This is a genomic window from Streptomyces lienomycini (assembly GCF_027947595.1).
GTDB lineage: Bacteria > Actinomycetota > Actinomycetes > Streptomycetales > Streptomycetaceae > Streptomyces > Streptomyces lienomycini.
Map to the genome: position 1 here is coordinate 6,050,482 of NZ_CP116257.1, position 15,490 is coordinate 6,065,971.

Consider the following 15,490-nt stretch of genomic DNA (forward strand, 5'->3'; position numbering starts at 1 on the left):
GATCCGCCCCCGCCCCCCGCCCGGGCACCGGCCCCTCAGACCTCGCTCTCGGCGTCGGTCCCGGCCTCGGCCTCGGTCTCCTCGGCGTGCAGGCTCATCGGGCCGTAGATCTCGGTGGCGTCCTCGAACAGCCGCACCTGGTCGGTGCCGCCCTCCTTGAGGTCCTTCCAGTACTCCCCGATCCAGGACTCGGCGTCCCCTTGCGTGGTGAACTCCTCGGGCTGCACCGCGGGCTGGACCTCCGTCCCCTCGGCCGTCTCGAACCGCCACGTCCATGCCGCCATGTACGCCTCCCAGATGTGAGCACATGCAGAGCGGAAGCCGGATCCTGGTCCCGCCTCCGTCCGCAGCCTATGCGCTGGGCCGGGTGCGCCGTAGAAGGCCCGGAGACGAGACGGAGGCGGGATCCGCCGGCGGGACGGCCGCTGCTCGGGGGACTCGGGCGCGCACGTCTCCGGGCGACCGGGGAAAATCGGTGCGTGGACGTGACTCTGCTCGGCACCGGTGCCCCCGCGGGACTCCCCCGCCCCGACTGTCCCTGCGCGGCCTGTGCCGCGGCGCAGGGCGAGGACGCGCGCGCGGCGACCGCGCTGCTGGTGGACGGGGCGCTGCTGCTCGACCTGACCCCGGGGGCGGCGTTCGCCGCGGCCCGTGCCGGACACTCCCTGGCCGGTGTCCGGCAGGTGCTGCTCTCCCACCCGCACGACGGCCCCGCCGTGGAGGTCCCGGCGGGCCTGCCGCAGCCGGGCCGGGTGCCGGACGGGCGGGAGCTGGCGCTGCTGACCGGGCACCGGGTGCGGGCGGTGGCGCTGGACGCGCCGGGCACCGGGTACGCGGTGACGGGGCCGGACGGCGGGCGGCTCCTGTACGTGCCGCCGGGTGGCGCCCCGGCCGGTCTGGAGGCGCCCGCGGAGCCGTACGACCTGGTCCTCGCGGACGTCGTGGGGCGGCCGGACGCGCTGGCGCGGCTGCGGGCGGTGGGCGCGGCGGGCCCGACGACGGACGTCGTCGCCGTCCACCTGGACCACGACGTGCCGCCGGGCCGGGAGCTGGCGCGGCGGCTCGCGGCGGCCGGCGCACGGGCGGTGCCGGACGGCACGACGCTGGCGGTGGGCTCGTACGAGGACGTGCCCGACGTACCGCGGCGCACCCTGGTGCTGGGCGGCGCCCGGTCGGGCAAGTCGGTGGAGGCGGAGCACCGCCTCGAGTCCTTCCCCGACGTGCTCTACGTGGCCACCGGCGGCACCCGGGGCGGAGACACCGAGTGGGCGGCGCGGGTCGGCGCGCACCGGGAACGCCGCCCCGGTTCGTGGCGGACCGCCGAGACCTGCGACCTGGTCCCCCTGCTGGCCGACGAGGGGCCGCCGCTCCTGATCGACTGCCTGTCCCTGTGGCTGACGGACGCGATGGACGCGGTCGGCGCGTGGGACGACGCGGAGTGGGCCGACGGCGGCGAACGGGCGCTCAGGGACCGGCTGCGGGAACTGACCGAGGCGGTACGCGCCACCCGGCGCACGGTGGTGGCGGTCTCCAACGAGGTCGGCTCGGGCATCGTCCCGGCCACCGCGTCCGGCCGCCGCTACCGCGACGAACTCGGCCGCCTGAACGCGGCGTTCGCCGCCGAGTGCGAGCAGGTGCTGCTGGTGGTGGCGGGCCAGGCGCTGGTGCTACGGGGCTGACGCGTCCTTGCGCGCGATGACCCGGTGGCCGCGGGTGCCGGTGAGGACCGTGCAGCCCTGGGCCACGAGTTCGGCGCTCAGTCCGACGGGGTGCACGGGAGACAGGCGGCGCGGGTCGGGCACGTCGACGAGGAGGTGCCCGCCGGGCCGCAGCACCCGCAGCGCGCCCCGCAGTTCGGCCCGGGGGTCCGCGACCCGCTCCAGATACTGGAAGAGGCTGACGACGTCGTAGCGCTCCCGCAGCCGGACCGCGATGTGATGATCCGTCAGCCGTCCGACGAACGCCTCCTCCACCCGTTCCACGGCGCGGGCCCGCAGCACGCGGGGGGTGGGGTCGAGGCCGTCGAACGAGGTGTACGGGAAGTACGTCCGGGCGGTCAGCGGGAAGTCGGCGTCACCGGTGCCGACGTCCAGCCAGCTCTCGGGCTCCGGGCAGCGGCGGACCATCGCGCGGGCGGCCCGGCCGTGCTTCAGCCGGACGCCGGCGCGGACCACCGGACGCTCGGGCCCCGGGGTGAGCGGCGGGTTGCGGAAGACGTGGCGGCAGTCGTGGCACCGCACCAGGGCGGACCGGTGAGGTGCGCCCTGCCGCGGTCCGTCTCCGCCCGGCCGGGCCCGCAGCCGCCGCGATCCGCACCAGGGGCAGTCCTCGCGGTACGGCCCGTACGGAGGGACGGGAGGCACCGAGGGGGCGGAGGGTCCGGACACGGGCGGCTCCCGACACGAGACGAGGACGTACGCGGGAACGTACGACATTCCAGGCAAAACGTTACGTAGGTGATCGCGATCCGGAGTGCAACGACGCAGCCCGGGCGCGGTGCCCACGGGCCCTCCTCCGGGTTCGGCCGGGGCCGGTACTGTTCGGCGAATGAGCTCGCTGAATCTCGACGACTTCACCGACCTGATCGAACGCCCCGACGGCGGGGTACGTCGCGACGCGGAGGCGCGTCGGGAGCGTCAGGTCGTGCCGCCCGGATCGCTGGGCCGCCTGGACGACCTGGGCGAGTGGCTGGCTGCGGCGCAGTCCGCCGTACCGGTACGGCCCGTGGAACGGCCTCGGGTGGTGCTCTTCGCCGGTGACCACAAGGTCGCCGAGCTGGGCGTCTCGGCACGGCCGGCGGGCGGTGCGGGCGCGCTGGTGCGCGAGGTGCTGGAGGGCGGCCGTCCGGTGTCGGTGCTCGCCCGGCGCCTGAGCGTGCCGGTGCGGGTCGTCGACATGTCCCTGGACTGCGACCCCGGGACGCTGCCGGCCGAGGTGGCGGGACACCGGGTGCGGCGCGGTGGCGGACGTATCGACATCGAGGACGCGCTGACCCTCGAGGAGGCGGAGGCCGCCTTCCGGGCCGGGGTGGCGGTGGCCGACGAGGAGGCCGACTCGGGCACGGACCTGGTGGTGCTCGGCGATGTGAGCGTGGGCGGGACGACGGCGGCGGGCGTACTGGTCGCGGCGCTGTGCGGGACGGACGCGTCGGTCGTCACCGGCCGGGGCGGGCTGCCGATCGACGACCTGGCCTGGATGCGCAAGTGCGCGGCGATCCGCGACGCGCTGCGCCGGGCGCGGCCCGTCCTCGGCGACCAGTTGCGGCTCCTCGCCACGGTCGGCGGCGCGGACCTCACCGCCATGACGGGCTTCCTGCTGCAGAGCGCGGTGCGCAAGACGCCGGTGGTTCTGGACGGCGTCGTGACGGCGGCGTGCGCGCTGGTCGGGCAGCGGATCGCCTTCCGGGCACCGGACTGGTGGCTGGCGGCCCACGACAGCGGGGAGCCGGGCCAGGCCAAGGCGCTGGACCGGATGGCCCTGGAGCCGCTGCTGTCCCAGGGCGTGAAGGTGGGCGAGGGCGCGGGCGGCCTGCTGGCCCTGCCCGTCGTCCAGGCGGCGGCGTCCTTGGCGGCGGAGCTGCCGGAGGTCTTCGACGACGAGGCCGTGACCGCCGGCGGGTGAACGGCGTCACCGCGGATCCGGGCGCCCCCCGATCCAGTCCTGGACGGCGCGGCGCGGCCCGGACCAGCGGCGGTCGTGGTGGTAGGCGCGCAGCCGGGCCCTGGCGCGGGCGCGCGGGCGGCGGGCGTAGAAGCGCCGCGCCCAGGGCGACCCGGGCCGGGCCAGCCGGACCGCCCCGATCAGGGCGACGACGGGCACGATCACCCCGAAGACCGCGAGGCGGGCCTTCCCCTTGGCGAGGGCGAGCAGGGAGAACAGGAAGTTCCCCCCGACGGTCGCGATGACGTTCGCGCGGTCCTGCAACTCGTCCTGCGACACCCCGTCGACCCCGAACGGCGTGAACCCGGCGAGGACCAGCCCGACCAGGGCCGCGGTGAGCACCACGACCTCCACGCTCTTGCGTCCCGCCTCGGTCCAGTAGACGTCGTCCAGGTGCAGGATCAGCGCGAACTCGTCCAGGACGAGCCCCGCCCCGATGCCGAAGACCACGGCCGCGAGCGCGGACCCGAACCCGTGCCGCCCCCCGGCGACCGCCCCGAAGCCCCCGACGACGGTGAGCACGATCCCGGGCACCACGTGGTGGATGTGCACCCCGCCCGCCTCGACGTTGCCGAACGGCCCCTTGCCCGCCCGGATCAGCCGCGTGACGACCCGGGTGACGACGAACGTCAGCACGAACGCCGTGAGCGCGAGGAGCAGCGGCAGCTTGCCCGGTTCCACGATGTTGCGCTGCCACCAATCTCCCATATGCGCACTTTATTTCCCGGGGCCCGCAAGCGCCCTGTCGACCGCCGGGTAGTCTGCGCCGGTGCTCAGGTCCCCCTCCCCCGACGGTCTCCGTTTCGCTTTCGGCACGCTCACCGTGCTCCCGGTCAGGGTGACCCGCTGGGACCGGGACGCGGCACGCGCCGGCATGCTGTGCGCTCCGCTGGCCGGGCTGGCCGTGGGCGCCGTCGCCGCCGCCGTCGGGCTCCTGCTGCTGTTCCTCGGCGCGGGGAGCCTGCTCGCCGCGGTCGCCACGGCCGCCGTACCCGCCGTGCTGACCCGCGGGCTGCACCTGGACGGGCTGGCCGACACCGCCGACGGCCTGGGCAGCGGCAAGCCCGCCGAGGACGCCCTGCGGATCATGAAGCAGTCCGACATCGGACCGTTCGGCGTGCTCACCCTGCTGTTCACGCTGCTCGCCCAGGTGGCCGCGCTCGCCCAGGCCTACGACGGCTCGTGGGCGCGGGGCGCGATCGCCGCCGCCGTGTCGGCGACGGCGGCCCGGCTGGCGCTCACGACGGCGGCCCGGGCCGGGGTGCCCGCCGCCCGTCCGCAGGGGCTGGGCGCGGCGGTCGCCGGGGTGGTCCCGGCCGGCGGGGCGCTGGCCGCCGGCGCGGCGGTCGCCCTGGCGGGTGCGGCCGCGGGCGCGTACCTGGGCCCGTACGACGTCCTGCGCACGGTGCTCGCCGTCGTGTGCGCGATCGCCGTCGCCGAACTGCTGCTGCGGCACTGCGTCCGTCGCTTCGGCGGCGTCACGGGCGACGTCTTCGGCGCCGTCGCGGAGACGGCGGCCACGACCGCGCTGGTCGTCCTGGTCATGGGCTGAGCCCGGGGGTCGGGCCCGAGGGCCTCAGCAGGCCTCCCGCCACGCGTCGAGTTCGTACTTCTTCAGCATCGAACTGAGCCGCAGCTCGCGGGAGTCGGCGCAGAAGCGTTCGGTCGGCAGCTCGTACTCGACGTGGAAGACCGCCTTGTCCGCGTCGGTGAACGGCTTGTTGTCGGCGCACTCGCCGTACTGGGCGCACTGCTCGTTGACGGCGAAGTCGAAGTCGTCCACCAGGTCCGGGATCTGGTCCAGGTCGTTCTTCAGGCCGACGGCCATCCCCCGGTCGTGGGCGAGCTTCGCGATCAGCCGGTTGTAGCGGAGCTGGTCGTCGGCGGTGAGCGGGAAGCCGGTCTCGTTCTTGTAGCCGTCCATGTTGTCCGGCTCGACCGCGTCGAAGCCCTTCTCGCGGCACATGTCGAGGCGTTTGGCCATCAGCGGCTCCAGGACCTCGGTCGCGCGGATGTCGAGCCAGCGCTCGCCCTCCCAGCCGTTGCCCTTGCCGAGCACCGACCGGGGGAACTCCTCCGCGTCCGGGCGGAAGTCCTCCCAGGCGCCGGTGGAGAGGTAGCAGATGACCTTGCGGCCGTCGTCGTGCAGTTCCGCCACCGCGGACTCGGGGTGGTCGAAGCCGTCGATGTCGTAGACCGGCACGTCGACGGAGGTGTCCAGTCTGCCGCTGAGCTGCCACTGCCAGGCGGTGCCGGGCCGCGGCCGCCAGTGGTCGCCGGCGCTCGCCCCGTCGGCCTCCCGGTCGGGGCTCGCCCCGTCGTCGGGTGACGACGCGCAGCCCCCGAGCAGCAGCAGGAGAAGGGCTGTCGACAGGACCGGGCGTCTCACGGGGCGTGCTCCAGGTGCGGGGGGGGGGCGTTGGTTATGGCCCGGGAATGATCTCCCATCCGGGGCCCCGCGCGGAAAACCGCGGCACCGCGGGAGCGAGTGGGGGCGGGTGCGAGCGTAGGCTCGTGCCGGGTGTTCGCCTGCCCAGGCGGAGACCGCATCGCAGGAGGGATCTAGGGTCGGTTGTCGGGCCCGGTCGACCCACCCGCATTCGGCCACACAAGATTTCATACGGAAGCGAGATTTCACCACCGTGACTGCTCTCACTCTCAGCACCGCCGCGGCGCCCGGCCTGCGGGCCGACGCGATCGTGATCGGTGTCGCCAAGGGCGCCGAAGGCCCGGTCGTCGCACCGGGCGCCGAGGCCGTGGACAAGGCGTACGACGGCCGGCTCGCCGGCGTCCTGGAGACCCTCGGTGCCTCCGGCGCCGAGGGCGAGGTGACGAAGCTGCCCGCGCCGTCCGGCTTCAAGGCACCCGTCGTGCTGGCGGTGGGCCTGGGCGCCGAGCCCGAGGCGGACGCCGGTTACGACGCCGAGGCGCTGCGCAGGGCCGCCGGCGCGGCCGCCCGCGCGCTGGCCGGCGCCAAGAAGGCCGCCTTCGCCCTCCCGCTCGCCGACGCCGCCGACGCGGGCGTCGTGGGCGAGGGCGTGCTGCTCGGCGCGTACTCCTTCGACGCCTACAAGGAGTCCAAGGACGCCAAGGGTGCCAAGGCCAAGAACGGCAAGGGCCCGCTGGCGGAGGCCGCGCTGCTCGGCGGCAAGCCCCGCGACAAGGCGTTCAAGGCGGCGATCGAGCGTGCCGCGGCCGTCGCCGAGGAGCTGAACCGCGCCCGCGACCTGGTCAACACCCCGCCGAACGACCTCAACCCGGAGGCGTTCGCGGCGGTGGCGCAGGCCGCCGCCAAGGAGCACGGCATCAAGGTGCAGGTGCTCGACGAGAAGGCGCTCACCAAGGGCGGCTACGGCGGCATCCTCGGCGTCGGCGTCGGTTCGGCGTCGGGTCCGCGGCTGGTGAAGCTGTCGTACACCTCGTCGAAGGCGACGAAGTCCCTGGCCTTCGTCGGCAAGGGCATCACCTACGACTCGGGCGGCATCTCGCTGAAGCCCGCCGGGCACAACGAGACGATGAAGTGCGACATGGCCGGCGCCGCCGCCGTGTTCGCCGCGGTGGTCGCCGCCGCGCGTCTGGGCCTGGAGGTCAACGTGACCGGCTGGCTGGCGCTGGCCGAGAACATGCCGTCGGGTTCCGCGACGCGCCCGGGTGACGTGCTGCGCATGTACAGCGGCAAGACGGTGGAGGTGCTCAACACCGACGCCGAGGGCCGGCTGGTGCTCGCCGACGCGCTGTGGGCGGCCTCGCAGGAGGAGCCGGACGCGATCATCGACGTGGCGACCCTGACCGGCGCGATGATGCTGGCGCTGGGCAGCCGGACGTACGGCGTCATGGCGAACGACGACGCGTTCCGCTCCGCGGTGCACGAGGCGGCCGAGGAGGTCGGCGAGCCGGCGTGGCCGATGCCGATGCCGGAGCACCTGCGCAAGGGCCTCGACTCGCCGACCGCGGACATCGCGAACATGGGCGAGCGGATGGGCGGTGGTCTGGTGGCCGGTCTGTTCCTGCGGGAGTTCGTCGGCGAGGGCATCACCTGGGCGCACCTGGACATCGCGGGTCCGGCCTTCAACGAGGGCGGGCCGTTCGGGTACACGCCGAAGGGCGGCACAGGTACGGCGGTGCGGACGCTGGTGCGGGTTGCCGAGCTGGCGGCCGCGGGTGAGCTGGGCTAGGGGCGCGACCTGGGCTAGGGGCGCCTGAGAGGGTGCCGGGTGCGGGTGACTGCGCGGCCGCGGGTCCGTCGTGGCTTGTCGCGCAGTTCCCCGCGCCTCTGGGTGGGGTGCCCTCGGCCGGCAGGGCACCCCCGGTCCGGTCGCGTCCACGCGGCGGGGCCGCAGATCGGTACAGCCCCGCGCCCCTGAGGGGGGATGCCCTGGCCTCGGCCGGCAGGGCACCGTTCGGTCGGGTTCACGTGGCGGAGCCGCTGGTGGTGCGTTCCGCGGGTCGTGCTCAGGTGAACGTGGGGCGTCTCACACCCCGGCCCGGCGTCTCGTACGGGGTCGACAAGTGCGAAGATGGAGCCCGGCAGGACAGGGCCCACCCAAGGGCCGAGAACAATGAGCGGCCGGACACCAGCCGCCGACCGGTCACTGGAGACCGGCGTGGCGCACATGCATGGAGGACGTGACGTGGCGAACGACGCCAGCACCGTTTTCGACCTAGTGATCCTCGGCGGTGGCAGCGGTGGTTACGCCGCGGCCCTGCGCGGGGCGCAGCTGGGCCTGGACGTCGCCCTGATCGAGAAGAACAAGCTGGGCGGCACCTGCCTGCACAACGGCTGCATTCCCACCAAGGCCCTGCTCCACGCGGGCGAGGTCGCCGACCAGTCCCGCGAGAGCGAGCAGTTCGGCATCAAGACGTCCTTCGAGGGCGTCGACATGGCGGGCGTGCACAAGTACAAGGACGAGGTGATCGCCGGCCTGTACAAGGGCCTGCAGGGCCTGGTCGCCTCCCGCAAGATCACCTACATCGAGGGTGCGGGCCGGCTGTCCTCCCCCACCTCCGTCGACGTCAACGGTCAGCGCGTCGAGGGCCGCCACGTCCTGCTCGCGACCGGCTCCGTGCCGAAGACGCTGCCGGGCCTGGAGATCGACGGCAACCGGATCATCTCCTCCGACCACGCCCTCACCCTCGACCGCGTGCCGAAGTCCGCGATCGTCCTGGGCGGCGGCGTCATCGGCGTGGAGTTCGCCTCCGCGTGGAAGTCCTTCGGCACCGAGGTCACGGTCATCGAGGGTCTCAAGCACCTCGTCCCGGTCGAGGACGAGAACAGCTCCAAGCTCCTGGAGCGCGCCTTCCGCAAGCGGGGCATCAAGTTCAACCTGGGCACCTTCTTCCAGAAGGCCGAGTACACCCAGGACGGCGTGAAGGTCACCCTCGCCGACGGCAAGGAGTTCGAGGCCGAGGTCCTGCTCGTCGCCATCGGCCGCGGCCCGGTCTCGCAGGGCCTGGGCTACGAGGAGGCCGGGGTCGCCATGGACCGCGGCTTCGTCCTCGTCGACGAGTACATGCGGACCAACGTTCCGACGATCTCCGCCGTCGGTGACCTCGCCCCCACCCTCCAGCTCGCGCACGTCGGCTTCGCCGAGGGCATCCTGGTGGCGGAGCGGCTCGCCGGCCTGAAGACCGTCCCGGTCGACTACGACGGCGTGCCGCGGGTGACGTACTGCCACCCGGAGGTCGCCTCCGTCGGCATCACCGAGGCCAAGGCCAAGGAGGTCTACGGCGCGGACAAGGTCGTCTCCATCAAGTTCCCCCTGGGTGGCAACGGCAAGAGCCGCATCCTGAAGACCGCGGGCGAGATCAAGCTCGTCCAGGTCAAGGACGGGGCCGTGGTCGGCGTCCACATGGTCGGCGACCGTATGGGTGAGCAGGTCGGCGAGGCGCAGCTGATCTACAACTGGGAGGCGCTGCCCGCCGAGGTGGCCCAGCTCATCCACGCCCACCCGACGCAGAACGAGGCGCTCGGCGAGGCCCACCTGGCGCTGGCCGGCAAGCCGCTCCACATGCACGACTGACCGCTTCGGTCTTCGGGCGCGACGACACAGACTTCCGCAATTTTCGTAAGGAGCAACCGAAACCATGGCGGTTTCCGTAACCCTTCCGGCGCTCGGCGAGAGCGTCACCGAGGGCACCGTCACCCGTTGGCTGAAGGCCGAGGGTGAGCGCGTCGAGGCCGACGAGCCGTTGCTCGAGGTCTCGACCGACAAGGTCGACACCGAGATCCCGGCCCCGGCCTCGGGCGTGCTGTCGTCCATCAAGGTCGCCGAGGACGAGACCGTCGAGGTCGGTGCCGAGCTGGCGCTGATCGACGACGGCAGCGGCGCCCCGGCCGCCGAGCAGGCCCCGCAGGCCGAGCAGGCCGCCGAGCCCGCTCCCGAGCCCGCCGCCGCCGCCCCGTCCACCGAGCAGGCCGCCCCGGCGCCCGCTCCCACCGCCGACGCCGCCGCCGGTGGCTCCGCGGAGGGCACGGACGTGGTCCTGCCCGCGCTCGGCGAGTCCGTCACCGAGGGCACCGTCACCCGCTGGCTGAAGTCGGTCGGTGACAGCGTCGAGGAGGACGAGCCGCTGCTCGAGGTGTCGACGGACAAGGTCGACACCGAGATCCCGGCGCCCGCGTCCGGCACGCTGCTGGAGATCGTGGTCGGCGAGGACGAGACCGCCGAGGTCGGCGCGAAGCTCGCCGTCATCGGTGCGGCGGGTGCCGCTCCGGCGGCTGCCCCGGCCCCGGCGGCTCCGGCCGCCCCGGCCCAGCCCGAGCCCACCCCGGCTCCGGCTCCGGCCGCTCCGGCTCCCGCGCAGGCCGCCCCGGCTCCGGCCGCTCCTGCCCCGCAGGCGCCGCCGGCTCCCGCCCCGCAGCCCGCCGCCCCGGCGCCCGCGCCGGCCCCGGCCGCCGCTCCGGCCGCCGCGCAGCCGGTGGACGACGGCGCGTACGTCACCCCGCTGGTGCGCAAGCTCGCCGCCGAGAACGGCGTGGACCTGTCCACCGTCAAGGGCACCGGCGTCGGCGGCCGCATCCGCAAGCAGGATGTCACCGCCGCCGCCGAGGCCGCGAAGGCCGCCGCCCCGGCTCCGGCCGCCGCTGCCGCCGCCGCGCCCGCCGCGAAGAAGGCCCCCGTCCTGGAGGCCTCCCCGCTGCGTGGCCAGACCGTCAAGATGCCGCGCATCCGCAAGGTCATCGGCGACAACATGGTCAAGGCGCTGCACGAGCAGGCGCAGCTGTCGTCGGTCGTCGAGGTCGACGTCACCCGGCTGATGAAGCTGCGCGCCCGCGCCAAGGACGGGTTCGCCGCGCGCGAGGGCGTCAAGCTCTCGCCGATGCCGTTCTTCGTCAAGGCCGCGGCCCAGGCGCTGAAGGCGCACGCGCCGGTCAACGCCAAGATCAACGAGGCCGAGGGGACCATCACCTACTTCGACACCGAGAACATCGGTATCGCGGTGGACTCCGAGAAGGGCCTGATGACCCCGGTCATCAAGAACGCCGGGGACCTGAACCTGGCCGGCATCGCCAAGGCGACCGCCGACCTGGCGGGCAAGGTGCGGGCCAGCAGGATCAGCCCGGACGAGCTGGCCGGTGCGACCTTCACCATCAGCAACACCGGTTCGCGCGGCGCGCTGTTCGACACGATCATCGTGCCGCCGGGCCAGGTCGCCATCCTCGGCATCGGCGCCACGGTCAAGCGCCCGGCCGTCATCGAGACGGAGGAGGGCACGGTCATCGGCGTCCGCGACATGACGTACCTGACCCTGTCCTACGACCACCGTCTGGTGGACGGCGCCGACGCCGCCCGCTACCTGACGTCGGTCAAGGCGATCCTGGAGGCGGGCGAGTTCGAGGTCGAGCTCGGCCTGTAGTCTCCCCCGCCAGAGGGCCTGTACGGTGCCCCCGCCCGGAACTTCCCGGGCGGGGGCATCGTCGTGTTCCGGCCGGGGCACGCTGTGTAAGTCTCGTCTCACCTGCGTAAAAGCGCCCCCATGCGCCCTTCCCGCCCACCGTGACGGCCGTATTGTCTAGACGTCAGCCGCCCCAGGGGTCCGAAGGGGACCCTCCCGAAGGAGCTCCCATGACCGCGCCCGTCGTCCACTCGCTGCGCGAACAGATCCGCGAGCACATCCTGGAAGGGATCATCAGCGGACGCTGGCAGCCGGGCGAGCGGATCGTGGAGCGCCGGATCGCCACGGAGCTGGAGGTCAGCCAGACGCCGGTCCGCGAGGCGCTGCGGGAGCTGGAGTCGCTGCGGCTGATCGAGTCGGCGCCGAACAAGGGCGTACGGGTGCGGAACCTGACCGCGGCGGACCTGGAGGAGAGCTATCCGGTCCGGGCGGGCCTGGAGGCGATCGCGGCGGAACTGGCGGCGGAGCGGCTGGCGCAGGACTGCTCGGCGCTGGAACCGCACGTCGCCGCCCTGTACGCGGCCGACCGCGCGTCCGACGGGACGGGCCAGGTGCGGCACACGGTGGGCTTCCACCGGGAGCTGGTGCGGGCGGCGGGCAACTCGGTGCTGCTGCACACGTGGGAGGGGCTGGGGATCGAGGTCTTCACGGCCCTGTCGATACGGTGGCTGGGCACGGTGCAGCAGTCGTACGCGGAGGAGCACGAGGAACTGGTCGCGGCCTTCCGCCGCCGGGACCCGCGCATCCCGGAGATCGTCAAGTCCCACGTCCTGGGCTGCGCGCCGCGCCCCTGACCGTCCCGAGGGGCTGCGCCCCTCCCGCGCCCCCGGAGAAGGGCGCAGCCCTTCCAGGGGCGCGGGGCTGTATCGATATGCGGCTCCGCCGCGTGGGCGCGATCAGCCACACACCACCCGCGGACGCCACTCGACCGAACCCCCCGAGCTCATCCGCGCCCACCCCCTCTCACCTGCACAAACCCCCAACTTCAAGGTCACTCCGTGCCACCGCCGGAGGCACCCCGTGCCGACTTTCTCGTTATCAAGAGGTTTTGCCCCTCAACCCTTTGATCGATCATCGATCAGCGAGTTACAGTCACAGACGGGCTTCCACCCAAGCCCCAGCCCTGTCCTGCCAAAGACCTAGGGCACCCCCGAACCCTTGCCGATGAGGGAACCCCCTTCGACTGAGGAAGGCGGCGACATGACGACCGACCCCAAAGCCATCCAGCCGAGCGAGCTCGACCAGCTCCCGGACCGCGACCCGGAGGAGACCGCCGAATGGCAGGCCTCCCTGGACGCCGTCACCCAGGCGGCCGGGCCGCACCGTGCCGCGTACCTGATGCGCCGCACCCTGGAGCGCGCCGAGGGCGCCGGACTGGCGCTGCCGAAGCTGCTGGAGACGGACTACGTCAACTCCATCCCGACGGCCGACGAGCCGGCCGTGGACGGGGACGAGGCGCTGGAGCAGCGCATCACCGCCTGGAACCGCTGGAACGCGGCGGCGATGGTGACCCGCGGCAGCAAGTACGGCGTCGGCGGCCACATCGCCACCTTCGCCTCCGCCGCCTGGCTCTACGAGACGGGCTTCAACCACTTCTTCAAGGGCAAGGAGGGTGACGGCTCCGGCGACCAGCTCTACATCCAGGGCCACGCCTCCCCCGGCATCTACGCCCGCGCCTTCCTCGACGGCCGTCTGTCCGAGGAGCAGCTGGACAACTTCCGCCGCGAGGCCGGCGGCAACGGCCTGCCGTCCTACCCGCACCCGCGCCGGCTGCCCTGGCTGTGGGAGTTCCCCACCGTCTCCATGGGCCTCGGCCCGATCTCCGCGATCTACCAGGCGCGGTTCAACCGCTACCTGACCAGCCGCGGCATCAAGGACCTGAGCGACTCCCACGTGTGGGCGTTCCTCGGCGACGGCGAGATGGACGAGCCGGAGTCCACCACCGCGCTCACCCTCGCCTCCCGCGAGGGCCTGGACAACCTGACCTTCGTCATCAACTGCAACCTGCAGCGCCTCGACGGTCCGGTCCGCGCCAACTTCAAGATCGTGCAGGAGCTGGAGGCCCAGTTCCGCGGCGCCGGCTGGAACGTGATCAAGTCGCTGTGGGGCACGGCGTGGGACGAGCTGTTCCAGCTCGACACCACCGGCGCGCTCGTACGCCGCCTGCGCGAGGTACCCGACGCGCAGGTGCAGACGTACCAGACGCGCGACGCCGCCTACATCCGCGAGGACTTCTTCAACAAGGACCCGCAGCTCGCCGAGATGGCGAAGCTGCTGTCCGACGACAAGATCCTCGACTGCTTCCACTTCTCGCGCGGCGGTCACGAGTCCCGCAAGGTGTACGCCGCCTACCGGGCCGCGCTCGCCCACCGGGGCGCCCCGACCGTGATCCTGGCCCAGACGGTCAAGGGCCACACCCTCGGCCGGGGCTTCGCGTCCAAGAACGCCAACCACCAGATGAAGAAGCTCTCGGTGGACGAGTTCAAGGACATGCGCGACCTGCTCGGGCTGCCGATCGCGGACAGCGCCTTCGTCGACGGCGTGGTCCCCTACGCCCACCCGGGCGCCGACTCCCCCGAGGTCCGCTACCTCCAGGAGCGCCGCGCCGCCCTCGGCGGTCCGGCCCCGGCCCGCCGCGTGCACCCGCTCGCGCCGCTGCCCGCGCCCGCCGACAAGGCGTTCGCGTCCTTCGACAAGGGTTCCGGCTCGCAGAACGTGGCCACCACCATGGCCTTCGTCCGCCTGGTCAAGGACCTGGTCCGCGACAAGGAGACCGGCAAGCGCTGGGTGCCGATCGTCCCCGACGAGGCGCGCACCTTCGGCATGGAGTCGCTGTTCCCGTCGCTGGGCATCTACTCGCCCAAGGGCCAGACGTACGAGCCGGTCGACCGCGACCAGCTGATGTACTACAAGGAGGCCAAGAACGGCCAGATCCTCAACGAGGGGATCACCGAGGCCGGTTCGATGGCCGACTTCATCGCCGCTTCGACGTCGTACGCGACGCACGGCGAGGCGATGATCCCGTTCTACATCTTCTACTCGATGTTCGGCTGGCAGCGCACCGCCGACCAGATGTGGCAGCTCGGCGACCAGCTGGGCCGCGGCTTCCTGGTGGGCGCCACCGCGGGCCGCACCACGCTGACCGGTGAGGGCCTGCAGCACGCGGACGGCCACTCCCCGGCCATCGCGGCGACCAACCCGGCCGCCCTGTCGTACGACCCGGCGTTCGCCTACGAGATCGCCGCGATCGTCAAGGACGGTCTGCGCCGCATGTACGGCGAGGCCGCCCCGGGCGAGGACCCGAACGTCTTCTACTACCTGACGGTCTACAACGAGCCGATGCCGCAGCCGGCCAAGCCGTCCGGTGTCGACGAGGGCATCGTCAAGGGCCTGTACCGCTTCAACACGGCGGAGACGGCGGGCCTGACCCCGGCCGCGAACGCCCCGCGCGTCCAGCTGCTCGGCTCCGGCACGGCGATCCACTGGACGCTCAAGGCGCAGCGGCTGCTCGCCGAGGAGTGGGGCGTGGCCGCCGACGTGTGGTCCGCGACCTCCTGGACGGAGCTGCGCCGGGACGCCATGGACGCCGACGCGGCGCTGCTGCGCGGCGAGGAGCGGGTGCCGTACGTCCGCCGGGCGCTCCAGGGCGCCGAGGGTCCTGTCCTCGCGGTCTCCGACTACATGCGCCAGGTCCCGGACCAGATCGCGCAGTGGGTCGAGCAGGACTACTCGTCGCTCGGTGCCGACGGCTTCGGTCTGTCGGACACCCGTGACGCCGCCCGCCGCCACTTCGGCGTCGACGCCGAGTCCATCGTGGTCGCGGCCCTGGCCCAGCTCGCCAGGCGCGGCGAGGTCAAGGCGACGGCCGTGAAGGAGGCGCGCGAGCGCTACGGCCTGTAGGGCACGAGGCGTGTCGTGACAGGAGGCCCCCGCC

12 protein-coding genes are annotated in these 15,490 nt (G+C 73.2%); 8 read left to right on the forward strand and 4 right to left on the reverse strand.

Annotated elements, in window-relative coordinates:
• Positions 1-35 precede the first annotated feature (35 nt).
• Positions 36-284: a hypothetical protein gene (locus BJ961_RS27605; RefSeq protein ID WP_271415496.1), complete on the reverse strand. Its 249-nt coding sequence runs from the start codon at positions 282-284 to the stop codon at positions 36-38.
• A gap of 195 nt (positions 285-479) precedes the next feature.
• Between BJ961_RS27605 and BJ961_RS27610 the strand changes: the two genes are divergently transcribed.
• Positions 480-1,679: a bifunctional adenosylcobinamide kinase/adenosylcobinamide-phosphate guanylyltransferase gene (locus BJ961_RS27610; protein WP_271415497.1), complete on the forward strand. Its 1,200-nt coding sequence runs from the start codon at positions 480-482 to the stop codon at positions 1,677-1,679.
• On the opposite strand, the gene BJ961_RS27615 is transcribed toward BJ961_RS27610, so the two are convergent.
• A complete protein-coding gene (locus BJ961_RS27615; RefSeq protein WP_271415498.1) occupies positions 1,668-2,387 on the reverse strand; it encodes a class I SAM-dependent methyltransferase in 720 nt (239 codons plus the stop codon). The genes BJ961_RS27610 and BJ961_RS27615 overlap by 12 nt on opposite strands.
• Before the next feature lie 160 nt (positions 2,388-2,547).
• On the opposite strand from BJ961_RS27615, the gene cobT reads away from it, so the two are divergent.
• Positions 2,548-3,621 carry a nicotinate-nucleotide--dimethylbenzimidazole phosphoribosyltransferase gene (cobT, locus tag BJ961_RS27620; RefSeq protein WP_271415499.1) on the forward strand — a complete coding sequence of 358 codons (1,074 nt, stop codon included), beginning with the start codon at positions 2,548-2,550 and terminating at the stop codon, positions 3,619-3,621.
• A 6-nt stretch (positions 3,622-3,627) separates the two neighbouring features.
• Here cobT and BJ961_RS27625 read toward each other — a convergent pair whose 3' ends face one another.
• Complete coding sequence (locus BJ961_RS27625) at positions 3,628-4,368, reverse strand: hypothetical protein (RefSeq protein WP_271415500.1); 741 nt, start codon at positions 4,366-4,368, stop codon at positions 3,628-3,630.
• A 61-nt stretch (positions 4,369-4,429) separates the two neighbouring features.
• Here BJ961_RS27625 and BJ961_RS27630 point away from each other — a divergent pair, with 61 nt between their 5' ends.
• A complete protein-coding gene (locus BJ961_RS27630; RefSeq protein ID WP_271415501.1) occupies positions 4,430-5,212 on the forward strand; it encodes an adenosylcobinamide-GDP ribazoletransferase in 783 nt (260 codons plus the stop codon).
• A 24-nt stretch (positions 5,213-5,236) separates the two neighbouring features.
• On the opposite strand, the gene BJ961_RS27635 is transcribed toward BJ961_RS27630, so the two are convergent.
• The gene (locus BJ961_RS27635; RefSeq protein ID WP_271415502.1) at positions 5,237-6,049 is read right to left on the reverse strand and encodes an endo alpha-1,4 polygalactosaminidase; all 813 of its coding nucleotides are present in this window, start codon (positions 6,047-6,049) and stop codon (positions 5,237-5,239) included.
• Positions 6,050-6,302: 253 nt separating this feature from the next.
• On the opposite strand from BJ961_RS27635, the gene BJ961_RS27640 reads away from it, so the two are divergent.
• The 5 genes from BJ961_RS27640 (at position 6,303) to aceE (ending at position 15,456) form a co-directional block, all read left to right on the forward strand.
• The gene (locus BJ961_RS27640) at positions 6,303-7,835 is read left to right on the forward strand and encodes a leucyl aminopeptidase (RefSeq protein WP_271415503.1); all 1,533 of its coding nucleotides are present in this window, start codon (positions 6,303-6,305) and stop codon (positions 7,833-7,835) included.
• Positions 7,836-8,291: 456 nt separating this feature from the next.
• Complete coding sequence (gene lpdA, locus BJ961_RS27645; RefSeq protein ID WP_271415504.1) at positions 8,292-9,680, forward strand: dihydrolipoyl dehydrogenase; 1,389 nt, start codon at positions 8,292-8,294, stop codon at positions 9,678-9,680.
• A 64-nt stretch (positions 9,681-9,744) separates the two neighbouring features.
• A complete protein-coding gene (sucB, locus tag BJ961_RS27650) occupies positions 9,745-11,517 on the forward strand; it encodes a 2-oxoglutarate dehydrogenase, E2 component, dihydrolipoamide succinyltransferase (RefSeq protein WP_271415505.1) in 1,773 nt (590 codons plus the stop codon).
• Positions 11,518-11,726: 209 nt separating this feature from the next.
• Positions 11,727-12,350 carry a GntR family transcriptional regulator gene (locus BJ961_RS27655; RefSeq protein ID WP_271415506.1) on the forward strand — a complete coding sequence of 208 codons (624 nt, stop codon included), beginning with the start codon at positions 11,727-11,729 and terminating at the stop codon, positions 12,348-12,350.
• Positions 12,351-12,756: 406 nt separating this feature from the next.
• A complete protein-coding gene (gene aceE / locus BJ961_RS27660) occupies positions 12,757-15,456 on the forward strand; it encodes a pyruvate dehydrogenase (acetyl-transferring), homodimeric type (protein ID WP_271415507.1) in 2,700 nt (899 codons plus the stop codon).
• Positions 15,457-15,490 lie beyond the last annotated feature (34 nt).

Coding starts and splice junctions, on each gene's coding strand:
- BJ961_RS27605 (WP_271415496.1), bottom strand. CDS start 284: ATGGCGGCATGGACGTGGCGGTTCGAGACGGCCGAGGGGACGGAGGTC.
- cobT (WP_271415499.1), top strand. CDS start 2,548: ATGAGCTCGCTGAATCTCGACGACTTCACCGACCTGATCGAACGCCCC.
- BJ961_RS27625 (WP_271415500.1), bottom strand. CDS start 4,368: ATGGGAGATTGGTGGCAGCGCAACATCGTGGAACCGGGCAAGCTGCCG.
- sucB (WP_271415505.1), top strand. CDS start 9,745: ATGGCGGTTTCCGTAACCCTTCCGGCGCTCGGCGAGAGCGTCACCGAG.
- BJ961_RS27655 (WP_271415506.1), top strand. CDS start 11,727: ATGACCGCGCCCGTCGTCCACTCGCTGCGCGAACAGATCCGCGAGCAC.
- aceE (WP_271415507.1), top strand. CDS start 12,757: ATGACGACCGACCCCAAAGCCATCCAGCCGAGCGAGCTCGACCAGCTC.